Source organism: Pseudorhodoferax sp. LjRoot39, assembly GCF_964253035.1.
In the GTDB taxonomy this organism is placed as follows: Bacteria; Pseudomonadota; Gammaproteobacteria; order Burkholderiales; family Burkholderiaceae_C; genus Pseudorhodoferax.
Map to the genome: position 1 here is coordinate 3,840,783 of NZ_CAXUQL020000001.1, position 17,416 is coordinate 3,858,198.

19 protein-coding genes are annotated in these 17,416 nt (G+C 70.5%); 12 read left to right on the plus strand and 7 right to left on the minus strand.

All coding sequences use genetic code 11. From position 1 onward, the window contains the following. Window positions 1-14: 14 nt before the first annotated feature. From ACSQ4M_RS17895 to ACSQ4M_RS17905, 3 genes are all read right to left on the minus strand, one after another. Window positions 15-743 (minus strand): TSUP family transporter, encoded by a 729-nt coding sequence (locus ACSQ4M_RS17895; RefSeq protein ID WP_436190773.1) that lies wholly within the window; start codon window positions 741-743, stop codon window positions 15-17. Between the two features lie 170 nt (window positions 744-913). Next, on the minus strand, window positions 914-1,558 hold the full coding sequence (locus ACSQ4M_RS17900; protein ID WP_436190774.1) for a hypothetical protein: 645 nt from the start codon (window positions 1,556-1,558) through the stop codon (window positions 914-916). Continuing rightward, the gene (locus ACSQ4M_RS17905) at window positions 1,555-2,982 is read right to left on the minus strand and encodes a hypothetical protein (protein ID WP_436190775.1); all 1,428 of its coding nucleotides are present in this window, start codon (window positions 2,980-2,982) and stop codon (window positions 1,555-1,557) included. Before ACSQ4M_RS17905 ends, ACSQ4M_RS17900 begins: the two co-directional genes overlap by 4 nt. Before the next feature lie 206 nt (window positions 2,983-3,188). Between ACSQ4M_RS17905 and ACSQ4M_RS17910 the strand changes: the two genes are divergently transcribed. From ACSQ4M_RS17910 to ACSQ4M_RS17960, 11 genes are all read left to right on the plus strand, one after another. Then, on the plus strand, window positions 3,189-3,449 hold the full coding sequence (locus ACSQ4M_RS17910) for a hypothetical protein (protein WP_436190776.1): 261 nt from the start codon (window positions 3,189-3,191) through the stop codon (window positions 3,447-3,449). Between the two features lie 21 nt (window positions 3,450-3,470). After that, the gene (locus ACSQ4M_RS17915; RefSeq protein ID WP_436190777.1) at window positions 3,471-4,430 is read left to right on the plus strand and encodes a sulfonate ABC transporter substrate-binding protein; all 960 of its coding nucleotides are present in this window, start codon (window positions 3,471-3,473) and stop codon (window positions 4,428-4,430) included. 6 nt (window positions 4,431-4,436) lie between these two features. Beyond that, a complete protein-coding gene (gene ssuD / locus ACSQ4M_RS17920) occupies window positions 4,437-5,624 on the plus strand; it encodes an FMNH2-dependent alkanesulfonate monooxygenase (protein WP_436190778.1) in 1,188 nt (395 codons plus the stop codon). A gap of 9 nt (window positions 5,625-5,633) precedes the next feature. Then, window positions 5,634-6,491, plus strand: coding sequence for an aliphatic sulfonate ABC transporter permease SsuC (gene ssuC, locus ACSQ4M_RS17925; RefSeq protein ID WP_436190779.1), 858 nt, complete (start codon window positions 5,634-5,636; stop codon window positions 6,489-6,491). Window positions 6,492-6,513: 22 nt separating this feature from the next. Next, the gene (locus tag ACSQ4M_RS17930; RefSeq protein WP_436190780.1) at window positions 6,514-7,482 is read left to right on the plus strand and encodes an aliphatic sulfonate ABC transporter substrate-binding protein; all 969 of its coding nucleotides are present in this window, start codon (window positions 6,514-6,516) and stop codon (window positions 7,480-7,482) included. Then, window positions 7,479-8,264 carry an ATP-binding cassette domain-containing protein gene (locus tag ACSQ4M_RS17935; RefSeq protein ID WP_436190781.1) on the plus strand — a complete coding sequence of 262 codons (786 nt, stop codon included), beginning with the start codon at window positions 7,479-7,481 and terminating at the stop codon, window positions 8,262-8,264. Before ACSQ4M_RS17930 ends, ACSQ4M_RS17935 begins: the two co-directional genes overlap by 4 nt. Before the next feature lie 27 nt (window positions 8,265-8,291). Continuing rightward, window positions 8,292-8,507, plus strand: a complete 216-nt coding sequence (locus ACSQ4M_RS17940; RefSeq protein ID WP_436190782.1) for a TOBE domain-containing protein — start codon at window positions 8,292-8,294, stop codon at window positions 8,505-8,507. A gap of 36 nt (window positions 8,508-8,543) precedes the next feature. Next, window positions 8,544-9,431: a MurR/RpiR family transcriptional regulator gene (locus tag ACSQ4M_RS17945; RefSeq protein ID WP_436190783.1), complete on the plus strand. Its 888-nt coding sequence runs from the start codon at window positions 8,544-8,546 to the stop codon at window positions 9,429-9,431. 185 nt (window positions 9,432-9,616) lie between these two features. Continuing rightward, window positions 9,617-10,462 (plus strand): nidogen-like domain-containing protein, encoded by an 846-nt coding sequence (locus ACSQ4M_RS17950; protein WP_436190784.1) that lies wholly within the window; start codon window positions 9,617-9,619, stop codon window positions 10,460-10,462. Between the two features lie 295 nt (window positions 10,463-10,757). Then, window positions 10,758-12,206 (plus strand): MFS transporter, encoded by a 1,449-nt coding sequence (locus ACSQ4M_RS17955; RefSeq protein WP_436190785.1) that lies wholly within the window; start codon window positions 10,758-10,760, stop codon window positions 12,204-12,206. 11 nt (window positions 12,207-12,217) lie between these two features. After that, the gene (locus ACSQ4M_RS17960; protein WP_436190786.1) at window positions 12,218-12,877 is read left to right on the plus strand and encodes an aspartate/glutamate racemase family protein; all 660 of its coding nucleotides are present in this window, start codon (window positions 12,218-12,220) and stop codon (window positions 12,875-12,877) included. Here the strand turns inward: ACSQ4M_RS17960 and ACSQ4M_RS17965 are convergent. The 4 genes from ACSQ4M_RS17965 to ACSQ4M_RS17980 form a co-directional block, all read right to left on the minus strand. Further along, on the minus strand, window positions 12,874-13,581 hold the full coding sequence (locus ACSQ4M_RS17965) for an anti-sigma factor (RefSeq protein ID WP_436190787.1): 708 nt from the start codon (window positions 13,579-13,581) through the stop codon (window positions 12,874-12,876). The two genes, ACSQ4M_RS17960 and ACSQ4M_RS17965, sit on opposite strands and share 4 nt — an antisense overlap. Further along, window positions 13,578-14,114, minus strand: a complete 537-nt coding sequence (locus tag ACSQ4M_RS17970; protein WP_436190788.1) for a sigma-70 family RNA polymerase sigma factor — start codon at window positions 14,112-14,114, stop codon at window positions 13,578-13,580. Before ACSQ4M_RS17970 ends, ACSQ4M_RS17965 begins: the two co-directional genes overlap by 4 nt. Before the next feature lie 45 nt (window positions 14,115-14,159). Then, window positions 14,160-15,809, minus strand: a complete 1,650-nt coding sequence (locus tag ACSQ4M_RS17975; protein WP_436190789.1) for a DUF4394 domain-containing protein — start codon at window positions 15,807-15,809, stop codon at window positions 14,160-14,162. A 111-nt stretch (window positions 15,810-15,920) separates the two neighbouring features. Beyond that, entirely contained in the window at window positions 15,921-16,892 is a 972-nt protein-coding gene (locus ACSQ4M_RS17980) for a DMT family transporter (RefSeq protein WP_436190790.1), read from the minus strand. A gap of 172 nt (window positions 16,893-17,064) precedes the next feature. Here ACSQ4M_RS17980 and ACSQ4M_RS17985 point away from each other — a divergent pair, with 172 nt between their 5' ends. Continuing rightward, window positions 17,065-17,415, plus strand: a complete 351-nt coding sequence (locus ACSQ4M_RS17985) for a thioredoxin family protein (RefSeq protein WP_436190791.1) — start codon at window positions 17,065-17,067, stop codon at window positions 17,413-17,415. Window position 17,416 lies beyond the last annotated feature (1 nt).

Consider the following 17,416-nt stretch of genomic DNA (forward strand, 5'->3'; position numbering starts at 1 on the left):
CTCCGGCAGCGGGACTAACGCCAGGCCGCCGCCAGCAGCGCCAGGCCCGAGAGCAGCAGCAGCGCGTCCAGCAGGCACTGGAACAGCGCCGCGGGCAGGCGCAGCACGAAGGCCTTGCCGGCGAAGGTGCCGGCCATCAGCGAGGCACCCACGATGAGGCCCTTGGCCAGCACCGCCCAGGGCAGGCCGCCGAGCTGCGCGAAGGCCAGCGACTTGGCCACGTACAGCAGCAGCGCGCTGGCCGCCTCCGTGCCGATGAAGCCGCCCTTGACCAGGCCGTAGGCCGAGAAGGCCGGCACGCTGAGCGGCCCGGTCGACAGCACCAGGCCGGTCAGGTAGCCGATGACGGCGCCGGCCACCGCCAGCTGCCACAGCTGCAGCCGCCACTGGCGCCGCTGCAGCCCGTGACGCAGCGGCACCACCAGCACGAAGAACAGGCCGAGCGCGATGTCGACGGCGTGCGCGGGCATGGCCCACAGCGTGCGTGCACCGAGCGCCGCGGCCGGTGCGCCGGGCAGGGCGTAGGCGCAGACGGCGCGCCAGTCCACCAGGCGCCACCAGGCCAGCACGCGCGCCGCATTGCCCACGACGGCGGCCACGGCCATGATGGGCACGGCCTGCTTGGGGCCGAAGGCGTGGACCAGCACCGGCAGCAGCATGACCGACGAGCCGGTGCCGACCACCCCGCTGACGGCCCCTGCGACCAGCCCCACCAGCAGCACCGCTGCGTAGCCCTCCAGCATCCTGCGTCACTCCCTGGCCGGCGATTGTGACGCGCGGGCGCCGCCGGCTTGCCCCCAGCTCCTGTGGACAACACTGTGAAGAACGGTTGGGCAGCGGGCGCCGGCCCAGCAACGGCGCGGCCTGCGACGGATTGCCCAATCGCTGGGCAGCGGCCCGCTGCCGGCCCGTGCTAGCGTGCGCCGACGTTGACGCAGCTAGGCGGGTTGGGGCTATCCACCTTCTTTCCCTTGATGCGCAGGGGGGCGTTGGCGGCGCGCCTGTAGGTCTGCGCCGACGGGTGGAGCGTGGCGCCGTCGGGAAGCGGGCGGTCGATGCATTCGCTGCCGAGATTGCCCGGCGCGTCGGCCATGGACCAATGGGCGGGCTGCTCGGAACCGGCTTCGGGGAACGCCGCGATCCCCGCGCCCAGGTGCGGGCGCAACAGTTCCGCCGTCCAGTTCAGCGAAGCAAGGTGCATCGTCGATGCGGCATAGCCGCCGCCGACGTCCGAGTGCGCGCCCGCGAACCACTGCTCGTCCGTGCGCGTCATGTGGTCCAGCACCGGCGGGCACAAGATCGTGGCGCTCGAGGGATCGTTGCGCGTGCCGTCGAAGAAGACGAAGAGTTCCCGCGGCGCGGCGGCATCGTCCGTGTCCGGCGCGCCGACCTGCTCCTCGGCGGGTGGCGCTGCGCCGCAGCCGGCAGGCAGGGCCATCGACAGCGCGAGGCACAGCGCACCGAGGTGCCGCAGCAGGGCGCCGCCGATGCGCACTGGCGTACCTTCGCGTTGCGCGCTGCGGTCCTGAGCACCTTGGGGCGGCCTGGCGGTGCTCATGGCCGGACTCCCGCGAGCTGGGGCGGCTCGGGCGAGCGCGTCGTCGCGGCCAGGCCGCAGACCAGCGGCCCCATGTCGTGCTGGCGCAGCGAACTGCCCGCCTGGTAGTTCACCGCGTCGCAGGCGACCACCGGGCCGATGCCTGCAGCCCACATCGCACCGCTCGCACAGGGGAACAAGGAGGTCAGGATCTCCCCGCGTTCGTACAGCAGGAAGATCGCCGCATCGGAGCGCCGCGGCTGGGCCAGGCGGGCGATGTGCCGGGACAGCGGCGCCGCTGTCGGGCGCGGATCGGCGTCGATGGTCCTGGGGCCGGCGTCCTCGGAGGCCTTCTCCAGCCGGCGCAACCACTCGGCGTTGTATTGGCCCTCGGCGTCGTCGCGGTTCGGATAGGCGGGCGCCTTGAGGTTGACCGCACGCGCGCTGTTGACGTGGCGCCGCTCGAAGACGGGAATGGTGGAGGCGCCGTTGACCGGCGAGGGGTTGAAGCCCACCACGCGGGTGATCTGGGGGTTGGTGAGGTAGGCGTACTGCGCCAGGCCACCCCCCAGCGAATGGCCGACGGCGGTGATGAGCACCTTCTCGTCCGGCTTGCCGAGGATCTTGGCCTTGAGCTTGTGCGTGAACTCGATCTGCCGGATGATTTCGGCGGTCGACTTGCGTGCCTGCAGGTAGTGGTCGTAGATGAAGGGCGTCACGATCGAGATCCCGCGCAGGTTCGACAGCCAACCGCCCGAGCCGGCGGTTCCGCGGAAGACGATGGCGTATTCGGTGATGGACTCGTCCTCGGCCGTCCGCCGCGCCCGGTACCAGACATCGATCTTCAGGTGCGGAACGAAGACCGCCCAACTCCGGGCGCGGGCGTACTTCTGCAGTTCCGGCACTTGCTTCCATTGCATTTCCTTGGTGGGCGCGTAGAGCGCGGACGCGACATCCCTGAACCCACAGTCGCGCCCGGCCTGCGTGGTCCGCCGCTCCGTGCTGCCCTCGTGCCTGCGCCGTGCCTCCTCGCAGCCCATGGTCTGGATGTCCTGCACCAGGGAAGCCAGGTCCTCCTCCTGACGCAGCAGGTCGACTGCCTCCTGGCCCTCGTCCCGGCAGCCGTCCGAGATGGTCTGCAGATAGCCGGCCAACAGGTTGGCGGAATAGGCGTCCTTGCCGAAGTCCTTCATCCTGTCGACCACCGCGTTGTCCCCCGTGATCAGCGGCGAACTCAGCGAGCGCACCACCTGCATCTGCAACTCCGTCTCCGAGGTGTAGACATCGGCGGCGAGTACCGCGTACTGGAGATAGAAGGCGGCCGTCGCCTGTTCCTGCGCGGTGGCGGGCCGGTCTTGCGGTGCCGGCGGCGGCGCGGTGTCCATGCCGGCGCACGCGCCCAGCAACAGGGTGATGCCCACAAGCAATGCGGCGGCTGGTCTCATGGCGACTCCCGAGGCCCCGGTCGACGTGCGGGGCGGCGCGGTGGATGCTAGGACCGGGGGTGTCTGGTGCACATCCTCATTTCGCGTGACGGCGCGTCGCGCGGTTCGCTTGCTCGGAAAGCGCATAAGCACGCGCAGATTGATTCGTTCTCATCAGGAGCCGGGCTTCGGACACTGGCGGCACCAACCCTGCCGGAGACCCGTCCATGCTGCCCCATCCCACCGCGCCAGCCGAAGCGCTTGCGCCTGAAGCCCCGTTCTGGCTGAGCGCGCTGCGCCACTTCGGCACGGCCCTGCTGGCCGTGGGCACCATCGCGCTGGCCGTGGGCCTGCTGTCCATGCCCGTGAAGGCGCAGACGCTGGCCGAGCTGGGCATCGGCCACCAGAAGTCCGCCAGCCTGTTCGTGCTGCGCCAGGCCCAGCGCACGCTGGAGACCGGCGAAGCCGTGGTGTTCGCCCAGGATTGATCCATTGCCGAGAAGCACGACATGACCGCCATCTCCCTTGTGCGCCGCCGCCTGGTCCAGGCCACCGCCGCAGCCATCGCCTTGCCCGGTTCCAGCACCTTCGCGCAGGTCTCGCAGCGGCAGTTGCGCATCGGCCACCAGAAGGGCGCGCTCAACGTGCTCAAGGGCCGCGGCACGCTGGACAAGCGGCTCGCGCCGCTGGGCGTGGCCATCAAGTGGACCGAGTTCACGGCCGGCCCGGTGCAGCTGGAAGCGCTCAACGTGGGCTCGATCGACTTCGGCGACGTGGGCGAGGCCCCGCCGATCTTCGCGCAGGCCGCGGGGGCGCCGCTGGCCTATGTGGCGGCCACCGTGCCGCGCCCGGCGTCCGAGGCGGTGCTGGTGCCCGCGCCATCGGCCATCCAAAGCGTGGCCGATCTCAAGGGCAGGAAGATCGCGCTGAACAAGGGCAGCAACGTCCACTACTTCATCGTCAAGCTGTTCGAGAAGCACGGCCTGGCGTACAGCGACCTGAACCTGGTCTACCTGCCACCGGCCGATGCGCGTGCGGCCTTCGAGAAGGGATCGGTCGACGCCTGGGTGATCTGGGACCCGTTCCTGGCTGCGGCCGAGAAGGCGCTGGGCGCGCGCGTGCTGGCCGATGCGCAGGGCGTGGTCGGCAACCGTGCCTACTACTTCTCCTCGCTGGGCTACGTGGCGAAGAACGCCGACGTGCTGGCCATCGTGACCGAGGAAATCAACGCGCTGGACCGCTGGTCCGAGGCCCACAAGGACGCCTTCGCGGGCGAACTGGCCACGCTGCTGGGCCTGCCCAAGCCGGTGCTGGACCTGTCGGTCGGCCGCAGCCGCTACGGCACCACGCCGATCACGCGCGCCATCCTTGCGGAGCAGCAGCAGATCGCCGACACCTTCCACGCATTGAAGCTCATTCCCAAGCCCATTCAGGTGCTCGAGGCCGCCGCGCCCGGCATCGCCGCCTGATCCGCCATGCAAGTCTTCTGGTTCCTCCCCACCCACGGCGACAGCCGCTACCTCGGCACCGGCGAAGGCGCGCGCCAGGTCGACCTGTCCTATCTGCAGCAGGTGGCCGGCGCGGCCGACCGCCTGGGCTACGAGGGCGTGCTGATCCCCACCGGCCGCTCGTGCGAAGACCCCTGGGTGATCGCCTCCAGCCTGGTCGGCGCGACGCAGCGCCTGAAGTTCCTCGTGGCCGTGCGGCCCGGACTGCACCAGCCCGCGCTGGCCGCGCGCATGGCCGCCACCTTCGACCGGCTCTCGGGCGGGCGCCTGCTCGTCAACCTGGTCACCGGTGGCGACCAGGGCGAGCTGGAGGGCGACGGCGTGTTCCAGGACCATGCGGCGCGCTACGAACAGTCGGCCGAGTTCATCCGCGTCTGGCGCGAGATCCTGGCGCGCAGCCATGGCACCGAGACCTATGACTTCGCCGGCAAGCACCTGAGCGTGAAGGGCGCGCGGCTGCTGTACCCGCCCGTGCAGAAGCCGCATCCGCCCGTGTGGTTCGGCGGCTCCTCGCCGGCCGCGCAGGACCTGGCGGCCGAGCAGGTCGAGGCCTACCTGACCTGGGGCGAGCCGCCGGCCGATGTGGCGGCCAAGATCGAGGCCGTGCGCACGCGTGCGGCGCAGCAGGGCCGCACGCTGCAGTTCGGCATCCGCCTGCACGTGATCGTGCGCGAGACCGAGGACGAAGCCTGGCGCGCCGCCGAATCGCTGATCAGCCGCCTGGACGACGCCACCGTGGACCGCGCCCAGGCCGTGTTCGCCAAGATGGATTCCGTGGGCCAGCAGCGCATGGCCGCGCTGCATGCGCAGGCGCGCGCCAAGGGGGGCGCCTCCAGTCGCTCGCGCGCAGCGCTGGAGATCAGCCCCAACCTGTGGGCCGGCATCGGCCTGGTGCGCGGTGGCGCCGGCACGGCCCTGGTGGGCAGCCCTACGACCGTGGCCGCGCGCATGCAGGAGTACGCCGAACTCGGCATCCACACCTTCATCCTGTCGGGCTACCCGCACCTGGAAGAGGCCTACCGCTTCGCCGAACTGGTGTTTCCGCTGCTGCCGCTGCAGCTGCGCGACCGCCTGGCCGGCGGCAACGTGACGGGGCCGTTCGGCGAGGTCGTGGCCAACCTGGACGCACCGGCGCGGCTGGCGTCCCAGAGCTGAGGACGACACATGAGCACCCTCGGTTCTGAAATCCGCGAGCCGCAGGTCACGCCGCTGCCGGACGTGACCGACGCACCCGACAACGTGCAGGCCCCGGCCTGGATCACTGGCGTGGGCAGCCAACTGCTGCCCTGGCTGGTGCCGGTGGCGCTGGTCGCGCTGTGGCAGGCCGCATCCAGCCTGGGCTGGCTGTCCACGCGCGTGCTGCCAGCGCCGGTCGACGTGGTCACGGCCGCCTGGACCTTGAGCGCCTCGGGCGAACTGTGGACGCACGTGAAGGTCAGCGCCGGCCGCGCCTTGCTGGGCCTGGCCATCGGCGGCGGCCTCGGCCTGCTGCTGGGCCTCTTGACGGGCTCGGTCCAATTCTTCGAGACCCTGCTGGACTCCACCATCCAGATGGTGCGCAACATCCCGGCGCTGGCGCTGATTCCGCTCGTGATCCTGTGGTTCGGCATCGACGAGACGGCCAAGCTGTTCCTGATCGCGGTGTCGGTGTTCTTCCCCATTTACCTCAACACCTTCCATGGCATCCGCAACGTCGACCCGCAGCTGATCGAGATGGGCCGCACCTACGGCCTGTCGCGCTGGCAGCTCTACAAGGAGGTGATCCTGCCCGGTGCGGTCTCCTCCATCCTCGTGGGCCTGCGCTTCTCGCTGGGCCTGATGTGGGTGATCCTGATCGTGGCCGAAACCATCTCGGCCCAGGCCGGCATCGGCTACCTGACCATGAACGCGCGCGAGTTCCTGCAGACCGACGTGGTGCTGGTCGGCATCCTGCTCTACGCGCTGCTCGGCAAGCTGGCCGACCTCTTGGCGCGCGGGCTCGAACACTGGTGGCTGCGCTGGCACCCCGGCTATGCACGTTGACTTCCATACGGATTCCTCTGTCATGACTCCATCCTTTGCGGTCACACGCCGCGGTGCGCTCGGCGCGCTGGCCACCCTCTCGGCCGGTGCCGCGTGGGCCCAGCCTGCACCGACCACCGTGCGCATCGGCTACCAGAAGTCGTCCACGCTGACCGTGGTGCTCAAGTCGCAGGGCACGCTGGAACGCCGGCTCGCGCCGCTGAACACCAAGGTCAGCTGGCACGAATTCACGAGCGGGCTGCCGCTGCTCGAAGCGCTGAACCTGGACAACCTGGACTTCAGCGCCGACGTGGCCGACACCGTGCCCGTGTTCGCGCAGGCGGCCGGCGCGCAACTGACCTTCGTCGCCCAGGAAGCGCCTTCGCCCACGGCCCAGGCCATCGTGGTGCGTGCGGATTCGCCGCTGCGCAGCGTGGCCGAGCTCAAGGGCAGGAAGGTCGGCTTCGCCAAGGCGGCCGGCGCGCACTACCTGCTGATCGCCGCGCTGGAGCAGGCCGGCCTGTCCTTCAAGGACATCGAGCCGGCCTACCTCACGCCGGCCGACGGCCGCGCCGCCTTCGAGCGCGGTGCCATCGACGCCTGGGTGATCTGGGACCCGTTCCTGTCGGCCGCGCAGCGCCAGTCCCATGCGCGTGTGCTGGCCGACGGCACGGGCATTGCCAGCTACCAGCGCTACTACCTGGCCAGCACCAGGTTCGCCCAGGCCCGCGCCGATGTGCTGGAGGTGATCTACGCCGAACTGGCCAAGGCCGGCCAATGGGTCAAGGCCAACCCCGATGCTGCGGCGGCGCTGCTGTCGCCAGTGTGGGGCGTGGACCTGCCCACCGTGCTGCAGGCGAATGGCCGGCGCAGCTACGCCGTGCGCGCGGCCGTGCCGGCGGGCCTGGCGGAGCAGCAGAAGATTGCCGATGCCTTCTTTGCCGAGAAGCTGCTGCCGCGGCGCGTGAACGCGCTCGACATTCCTCTGTTCAAACCCGGGAGTGCGACATGAGCGAAGGTGGCGTGCGCCTGAAGGCGCGCAAGCTGACCAAGCGCTACGGCGCGCGCACCGTGTTGCAGAACACGCAGCTGGACATCGCGCCCGGCGAGTTCATCGCCATCGTCGGCCGCAGCGGCTGCGGCAAGAGCACCTTGCTGCGGCTGGTGGCCGGCCTGGAGGCGTCCAGCGGCGGCAGCCTGCAGGTCGACGGCCAGGCCATCACGGGCCTGAATCCGCAGACCCGCATCATGTTCCAGGAGGCCCGCCTCCTGCCCTGGAAGCGCGTGCTGGACAACGTGCTGCTGGGCCTGCCCGATGCGGCGCGCCCGCGCGGCGAAGAGGTGCTGGCCCAGGTCGGCCTGGCCGAGCGCGCGCGCGAATGGCCGGCCCGCCTGTCCGGCGGCCAGCGCCAGCGCGTGGCCCTGGCGCGCGCGCTGGTGCACCGGCCGCAACTGCTGCTGCTCGACGAGCCGCTGGGCGCGCTGGACGCGCTGACCCGCATCGAGATGCACCGCCTCATCGAAGATCTGTGGCAGCGCCACCGCTTCACGGCGCTGCTGGTCACGCACGACGTGCAGGAGGCCGTGGCCCTGGCCGACCGCGTGGTGCTGATCGAGGACGGCCGCATCGCGCTGGACCAGCGCATCGATCTGCCGCGCCCGCGTTCGCAGGGCGACGCGGCCTTCGCAGCCATCGAGAAACGCATCCTCGACCGCGTGCTGCAAAAGCCCGCGGTCGAGCACCCCGAACCCGAGCGCCTGCACCCCGCGCATGCCCTGCGTTGGGCGGTCTGACCTTTCACCACAACAAGGAGTTATTCCATGAGCATCCAAGCCATCAACGTGCGCAACCAGTTCCGCGGCAAGGTCAAGGAGATCATCCGCGGCGACGTGGTCTCCGAGGTCGATGTCGAGACGCCCTGGGGCATCGTCACCTCCGTCATCACCACGCGCTCGGTCGACGAGCTCGCGCTCCAGCCGGGCTCGGACGTGGTCGCGCTCGTGAAGTCCACCGAAGTCTCGATCGCCAAGCTCTGAACGCGGCGGGGCGATGGCTTAGCATCGCCAGCGCCCATGCCTGCCCACGACGACGACACCGCCGCCTCCTTCCTCACGCGCATCCGCGAGGCGCTAGACCAGCTGCCGCCGACCGAGCAGCGGCTGGGCCGCTTCATCCTCGACTTCCCGGGCGAGCTGGCCAGCTACAGCGCTTCCGAGCTGGCGCACCAGGCGGGTGTGTCCAACGCCAGCGTGACGCGCTTCGTGCGCCGGCTGGGCTATGCCAGCTACGAGGAGGCGCGCCGCCATGCGCGCGACCAGCGCTCGGCCGGCTCGCCGCTGTACCTCTCTCCACGCACCGCCGACGCACTGGGTGGCAGCAGCGCCGCCCACGCGCAGGCCGCGCACGACAACATCGCCGCCACCCTGCGCGGCATCGACGATGCCCAGCTCGACGCCATCGCCCAGGCCATGGTGCATGCACGTGCGGTCTGGTTCCTGGGCTTTCGCAACAACCGCAGCTTCGCGGCCTACCTGCGCTGGCAACTGGCCCAGGTGCTGCCGCGCACGCAGGTGCTGCCCGGGCCCGGCGAGACGCTGGCCGAGTACGCCGTGGACATCGCCGCGGGCGACGTGCTCGTGGTGTTCGCGCTGCGCCGCAGCCCGGCCGTGGCGGCGGCCTTCGCGCGGCACGCCACGCAAGCAGGTGCCCAGGTGGTGTTCGTGACCGAGCCTTCGTCGGCCGAGGGCGCCGGTGCGCGCTGGGTCCTGCACTGCCACACGGCCGCGCCCGGGCCCCTGGACAGCCATGTGGCGCCGATGCTGATGTGCGAGCTGCTGGCCACGCGCACGCTGCAGGCGGCAGGCGCGGCCGGTCGCCAGCGTCTGGCCGGCGTGGAGGCCGCGCATGCGGCACTGGGCGAGCTGCGCACCGCGCCCCGGGACGACACCGCCGGACTCTGACGCCCCCCGGGGGCGGTGCGTCGAAATACCTGACAACGCGTCATGTTGGCCGCATGGCTCGTCACGCTTTTGCGCGAAATTTTCCTGTTGTGTCAAAGACTTGCTGCATTTGGCATGGATGCTGCTCTAAATGCCCGGTTCGATGTTTCGAACTTGCTTCATTTCTTTAACCATTCGGAGATCCCATGCTGTTTTTCAAGCAAGCGGCCGCCGTGCTGGCCCTGGCCAGCGCTGTGGTGGCGCCTGCCGCTTCGGCCGCCGTTGTCACGCTTCCCACCTCGGCGCTGAACGCATCCAGCGGCGTCTACACGCCCAATGGCTACTACACCAACAACATCGGCCAGGTCGCCGTCATGACCGGCGGGGGCGCCACGCCCAACATCGGTGGCGCGGACGGCCGCAACGACGACGGCTACATGGCCCTGAACCTGGGCTTCAGCTTCACCTTCTTCGGCCAGACCTACACCAGCCTGTTCCTCAACAACAACGGCAACGTGAGCTTCGGCAGCGGAATCTCGGCGTACGTGCCTTCTGGCCCGACGGGCGCCGACGCACCCGTCATCTCGACCTTCTTCGGCGACGTGGACACCACCGGCCCCGCATCGGGCGTCATGCACTACAGCCTGAGCGCCAACCAGCTGGTCGTGACCTGGGACCAGGTCGGCTACTTCGACAGCAAGGACGACCTGCTCAACAGCTTCCAGCTGGTGCTGCGCAGCAACGACTACGTGCTGCCCGAGGGCGAGGGCCAGATCGGCTTCTTCTACGGCAACATGGACTGGGAACAGACCGACACCAGCCAGACGGCTGCCGTCGGCTTCGGCGACGGGCAGGGCAATGCCGTGGTGATCGCCGGCTCCAACACGCCGGGCATGAACGACGTGGTCGATGGCCAGTACATCTGGTTCGACCCGAACCTGCGTCCGGTGGAGCCGCAGGAACCCGGTGAGGTGCCCGAACCGGCCTCGCTGGCCCTGGTCGGCCTGGCGCTGGCCGGCCTGGTCGCGAACCGCCGCCGCAAGAAGGCCTGAGCGCCCGAAGGCCCCGCCTCCAGGCACGCACCTGGACGGGGCCGGCAGCCGCGGCCCGCGGCTGCCAGAGCGCGGCTGCCCTGCCGCGCAACCTGGGGCCCAGCGCCGGCTCCAGTACCTCCGTCCTCCTCCGTCAGCAAACCCCGGGTTTGTCCGGATGTTTGTGAAAATCCAATTTCATAAACAATATGGTTTGAAAAATGCTTTTCATAACCAGTGCCCAAGCCGGGCACCACGCGGGTGCGGCCGAGGCGGTCGCCAGCCCTTCAGCGCAGGCAACACGGAGGTATCCACCATGGCCGGAGAAGCAATCATCTCGGCGTCGAAGCCCCAGACGGCGCAGATGCAGCAGCTCGAATCGGCGCTCGAGCAGATCGGCGTCACGCGCTCGCACAAGAGCATCATCTTTCTGGTGGTCTGCGGTGTGCTGTTCGACGTGTTCGAGCAGAACGCGGTGGGCCTGGTCGGCCCGCTGCTGCGCCAGCACTGGGGGCTGGACGCGACCGACATCGGCTTTCTCAACACCATCACCTTCATCGCCGCGGCGATGGGGCGGCTGGGTTCGGGCTACTGCGCCGACCGCTTCGGCCGGCGCTTCATGCTCAACGTGAACCTGGCGCTGTTCACCTTCGGCGCCATCCTGTGCGCGCTGGCGCCCAACTACGCGGTGCTGGCGGTCGGCCGCTTCATCGTCGGCCTGGGGCTGGGCGGCGAGATCACCACCGCGGTGACCATGCTGGCCGAGTTCTGCTCGTCCAAGTTCCGCGGCACGGCCGTGGGCCTCATCAACGTGGGCGGCGGCGGGCTGGGCAACATGCTGGCGCCGGCCTTCGCGCTGGGCGTGTTCGCGCTGTTCCCGGGCGAGAACGCCTGGCGCTGGCTGTTCGGCTGCCTGGTGCTGCCGGCGGTGTTCATCGTGTTCTACCGCCGCTTCGTGCCCGAGACGCCGCGCTACCTGCTGTCGCAGGGCCGGGTGGAGGAGGCCAACCGCGTGCTGTCCATGCTGGCCTCGGGCAAGCTCGCCAATGCGCAGTACCCGCTGCACAACTACATCACGGCCGGTGCCGAGGCCAGTGCCGCGCCGGTGCGCAAGACGCGGCTCGCCGACATCTTCAGCGGCGGCTATGCGCGGCGCACCATCGCGGTCGGCGTGGCCTCGTGGATGACCTTCGGCGCGCAGCTCTCGGTGCTCACGCTGATGCCCACCATCCTGGTGGCCCAGGGCTACTCCATCACCAAGAGCTTCGCCTTCACGATCGTGATGCAGAGCGGCAGCCTGCTGGGCGCCATCGCGGCCTCGGTGCTGGGCTACAAATTTCCGCGCAAGCGCGTGCTGACCGTCGGCGCCATCGCCGCCTGCCTGGCGGGCCTGGCCTTCGGCAACCTGACCTCGAGCGTGGCCATGGTGCTGGTGTGCGGCGCGCTGTTCCAGTTCTGCGTGCTGACGCTCAACACCTCGATCTGGATCTACGCGCCCGAGCTCTACCCGACGCGCATGCGCGGCCTGGGCACCTCGTTCCTGCTGGCGCTGGGCACGGTGGGCGGCGCACTGTCGCAGCTACTGGCCGGCAAGATGTTCGACCTGCATGGCGTGGCCGGCATGTTCGGCATGATCGCGGCCATGTACGCCATCTTCGCGCTGGCCGTGCAGTTCGCGCCCGAGACCTATGGCAAGTCCATCGAGGAGGAGGCCGATGCCGGCACGCCGGACCTCGTCCTGCAACCGGCGCAGGCCACGCGTTGAGAAGGGCAGGCATGGCGCACACGGTGCTGTTGATCAACCCAAACACCTCGGCCGCGACGACCGCGATGATGGCCGAGCTGGCCCGCGCGGCGCTGCCGCCGACGCTGGACCTGCGCAGCGCCACGGCGGCGCGCGGGGCGCCCATGATCACGAGCGACGCCGAGCTGGCCACCGCCGTGGACGAGGTGCTGGCCATCGGCATGCGCGAGGCCGGCCACGTGTCTGCCATCGTGGTCGCCGCCTTCGGCGACCCGGCACTGGCCCTGCTGCGCGCGCGCGTGGCCGTGCCCGTGGTCGGCATCGGCGAGGCCTCGATGCAGGAAGCCGCCAGCGGCGGGCGGCGCTTTGGCGTGGCCACCACCACGCCGGGGCTGGCAGATTCCATCGCCCAGGCCGTGGCGCGGCTGGGCTTGTCGGCGCAGTTCAGCGGCACGCGGATTCCCGAGGACGACCCGCTGCGCCTGGCGGCCGACCCGAACCTGCAGGACCGGCTGCTGGGCGACGCGGTGCAGGCCTGCATCGCGCAGGACGCTGCCCAGGCCGTGGTCATCGGCGGCGGCCCGCTCGCGCAGAGCGCCGAACGGCTGGCCGGGCGCTTCGGCGTGCCGGTCATTTCGCCCGTGGCAGCGGCCATGCGCCGCGTGGCCGCCTTGCTGGCGGCGACCGGCTAAAGCCGGACGGAGCGGCCCACGAACAGGATGGGCCCGGTGGGCAGCCCGGTCGGCGAGCCGCCCTGCGGCTCCAGCGTGAGCTCGAACAGCTGCTGCTCGCCCAGGCCGGGCGAGCGCGCCACGGGCAGCTCCAGCCGGGTGCCGGCGTCCACCAGACCCAGCGAGGTCGGCCGATCCGCTCCTTGCGGCTTGGTCCAGAACTGCAGCGACTTGCCGGCCGGCACCGCGGCGCCGGCCTCGATGGGCACCAGCCGGATGCGTCCGCCCGTGGTGGCCTCCACGACCCAGCCGGTGCGCTGCGTCTCGGGTGCCTGCAGCAGCGTGATGTAACGCACCTGGGTTTCAGCCGGGCGCAGCACCAGCACGGCGGCCAGCGCCACCGACGCGGCCATCGAGAGCAGGGCAGCGGCGCGCCAGCGGCGGCGGCTCTGCCACAGCGCATCGTTGGCGGCAGGGGCAGCGGCGTCGATGGGCGCGGGCGCGATGCGCGCGGCGATGCCCGGCCACAGCGCTGCGGGTGGCTCTTGCGCCGGTGTGCGCAGGGCCAGCGGCAGCAGCCGGTCCTGCCAGCGGTAGACCTCGGCGCGCAGCGCGGCATCGTGTTGCAGCCGTTCCTCGAACGCGGCACGCGCGGGCGCATCCAGCGTGCCCAGCACGTACTCGGCGGCGGCCACGCTGCGGTCGTCGGCGTCGTCGAGCGTCATGACAGGCAGTTCCTCAGCGAGAGCAGACCGCGGCGGATCCACGACTTGACCGAGCCCAGCGGCGCGGCCAGCCGGGCGGCGATCTGCTCGTGCGTGAGCCCTTCGACGAAGGCGCTGACGATGCAGTCGCGCTTGGGCGCATCCAGCGCATCGAGGCAACGGCTCAGGGCGTCGGCGTCGGTGGCGGCGGCTTCGGGGGCCGCCTGCGCACCGAGCTGCTCCAGCAGATCGCCGGCCGGCAACTCACGCTGCGCGCGCCGGCTTTCGTCCAGCGCCTTGTGGCGCACCACCGTGTAGACCCAGCCGCGGGCCGAGCCCAGCGTGCGGTCGAAGGTGGCGGCGCGCTGCCAGATCTGCACGAAAGCGTCCTGCAGCACGTCGTGCGCGGCATCGCGGTCGCGCACGATGCGCTGGGCCACGCCCAGCAGCCAGCGCGATTCGCGCGTGTACAGCGCTTGCAGGGCGGCGGCATCGCCACGGGCACAGGCTTCCACGGTGGATTCGTAGTCGAAGTCGGTGGGCTGCAAGGGCATGGGCGCGCCATTCTAGGAATGGCCGATACGCCCAGCCGATATCCCCTAGAAGCGCAATGCCAGGTCGACCAGGTTGGTCGGCCCGCCAGCACCGCCGATCACCGAGCGGCTCGCGTCGCCGGTGGTGTTGCGGTACAGCCCGGTCGCGCCGCTGGCCAGCGTGACGGAGTACAGCGTGAACGGTCCAGCCGGCCCGTTGCGCAGCGCCGCCAGCGCCGCGCCGTTGCCGCCACCGGCGATGTCGAAGCCGGCCGCGCCCGACAGGTCCAGGCCCAGCGCGCCCACGTTGACCTGCGTGCCGTCGTTGGGCGGGTTCTGCAGCGTGAGCTGGTCCTGCGTCTCGTCCAGGTTGTACAGCGCGGTCGTGGTGGCCCCGGCGAAGCTGTTGGTGTAGGCCGAGGCCACCACCGAGGCCGGCGTGCCGGCGCGGTTGACGGCGCCGTCGGTGATGGTGCGGCCGGCGGTCACAGTGGTGCCGCCCGCGGTGGCCGTCTCGACCACGATGCGCAGGCTCTGGCCATCGCTGCCGATGGCGCGCAGGCGGTCGGCCACGGGGTTGAAGTCCACCGTGTAGCGCGGCGCGGTGAGGCCGGCGTAGGGGGCCGTGGCATCGGTCGGGTCGGCCTCCAGGGTGGCGCGCAGCGTGGCTGCGCCGTTGGCCGGGTCCAGCGTGTACAGGCGGCCGCCGCTGGCCAGCGCGTAGAGCAGCCCGTCCTTGGGCCGGAAGTCGATGCCCAGCACCGTGTCGCCGGCCTGCAGGCCGGTGATGGGCGTGGTCGCGGTGATGGTGTTGGGCGCCGCGGGGTCGAAGGCCAGCAGGCGGTTGTCGGCCGCCAGCGCCAGGGCCTGCAGCTTGGCCGGGCCATTCAGGGCCAGGCCGCGCACGGCCTCGCCGCCGGCGATGGTGGCAACGCGCGTGGCGGCATTGCCGGTGGCGGCCAGGTCGATGGTGTACAGGCCGGTGCTGCCGCCCACGCGCAGCGCGGCGTAGCCGGTGTTGGTGCGCGGGTCGATGTCGAAGCCGTTGGCCGCCTCGGCCGTCACGCCCAGCGGCACGCCGGTGCTGACCACGCCGTCGTTGGGCGGGTCCTGCAGCACCAGCCGGCCAGCGGCCGCGTCGATGCCGAACAGCTGCGCGGTGACGGTGCCGGCGAAGGAATTGGTGTAGGCCGCCGCGGTCACGCTCGTGGTGGCGGGGGTGATGGTGCCGTCGGTCGTGGCCTCGCCGGTGTCGACGTTGATGCGCAGGTTCAGGCCCGTGTCGCTGACCACGCGCAGCCGGTCGGCCGCGGGGTTGAAGTCGACCGCGAACTGCGTGCCCGAGAGCGCCGTGTAGGGCGCGTTGTCGCCGGGCGCGGCGATCAGGGTGGACTTGCGCGTGGCCACGCCGGTGGCCGGGTCCACGGTGTAGAGGTTGCCGCTGCTGCCCAGCGCGTAGAGCGCGCCGTCGGCCGGCCGCAGGTCGATGCCGACCAGCGTGTCGCCGCTGGCCAGGCCCGTCACGGCGACCGCGCCGACCTCGGTGGCCGGCGCCGCGCGGTTGAACGAGACGAGGCGGCCGGCGCTGGTCAGCACGATGGTGTCGCCCACCTGCACGGGGCCGGGCGGGGTGTCGTCGTCGCTGCCGCCGCAGGCGACGAGGCCGGCCGTGGCCAGGACGAGAAGGGACGAGTGGACGGCGGTGCGCAAGATCATCGGATGGCTCCTGTGAAGAATTGGCCCAGGCCCGGATGGCGTGGACTCACAGGCACTACCGATGGGCGGCGCTGCTGGATGCAGCGCGGCCGGGAAAGTGGTTACAAGGTGTCAGGGCGCCCGGGGCTCGCGCGTGACCAGCCAGATCCCCGCGCAGACCAGCACCAGTGCGATGGCATTGCGCCATTCGAGGATGGTCTCGTGCAGGAACAGCGCCGACAGCAGCGCGCCGAACACCGGCACCATGAAGTTGAAGGCCGTGATCAGGCTCACGCGGTTGTGCTTGAGCAACAGGCTCCAGATCGAGATCGCGAGCGAGGACAGCAGCACCATGTAGGCCAGCAGTGCCGTCGATGCCGGCGTGAAGCGCGTGAGCGCACCGCCCAGCGCATAGCCCAGCACCAGCAGGGCGGCGCCGCCGATGGCCAGCTGCCAGCCCGTCATGACGATGGGGTCTACGCCCTCCGAGATGCGCTTGCCGTAGATGCTGGCGCCCGCCAGCACGGCCGCCGCGATCACCACGAAGCCTTCGCCCAGCAGCGTGAAGTCCAGCGCCAGCAGGCCGCCCAGACCTTCCATCCCGTTCGCCAAGTTCACCACCATCACACCCGCGAAGCCCACCACGCAGCCGATCGCCTTGCCATAGCTGAGCCTGTCGTTGGCGTAGATCCAGTGCGCCAGCAGCACGCTGAAGAAGGTGCCGGTGGCATTCATGATCGAACTCTTGACGCCCGTGGTGTGGGCCAGGCCGATGTAGAAGAACACGTACTGCAGCGTGGTCTGCACCAGGCCCAGCAGCGCGAACTGACCCAGCGTGCGCGCCGGCCAGCCGCCCACGCGCTTGCCGCTGGCCGCGGCATACGCCAGCAGCACCGCCCCGGCCAGCGCGAAACGCCAGCCCGCGAACACCAGCTTGGAGGCGATGTCGTCGGTGGCGATGCCGAACAGCGCGTAGCCGCCCTTGATCGCCGGGTAGGAGCTGCCCCAGAGCAGGCAGCAGAAGCTGGCCAGCAGGAAGACGGTCTTGCGGTCGGTCAGCGGGGAAGGGCGGACCGGCGGAACGGAAGTGGCGGAGGCCGACATGGACAGCGTGAATGAACCAAAACGGTGCATTGTGCCGTGTTGTACGACAACGTGCAGGCGATCATTCGAGAGACATGCGCCAAGTCGACGGTACTTCCGTGCTTGGTTGTGTGATGACTCACGCGCGGCCTGTCACCACGCGGTCAGGCCGGCTTTGGCATGATGGCGCCCCATGTCTGCCACCGCCTCCGTTCCCCGCGCCGCAGCGCGCCATGTCTATTGCCTGTGTGCCGAGTGGTGCGGTGTCTGCCGCGAGTGGCGCGCGCGCTTCGATGCGATGGCGGCGGCCCATCCGCAGGTGCAGTTCGTCTGGGTCGACGTGGATGCGCAGGAGGCCGTGCTGGACATCCTGGACATCGAGACCTTTCCGGTGCTGCTGATCGCCGATGGCGCCACGCCCCTGTTCTGCGGGCCGGTGCAGCCCCAGCTGCCGGTGGTCGAGCGGCTGCTGCAGGGCCTGCAGCAGCCGGCCGTGGCCGATCCGGTGGCGCAGCAGCTGCTGGCGCTGCTGCAGGCGCGCTGAT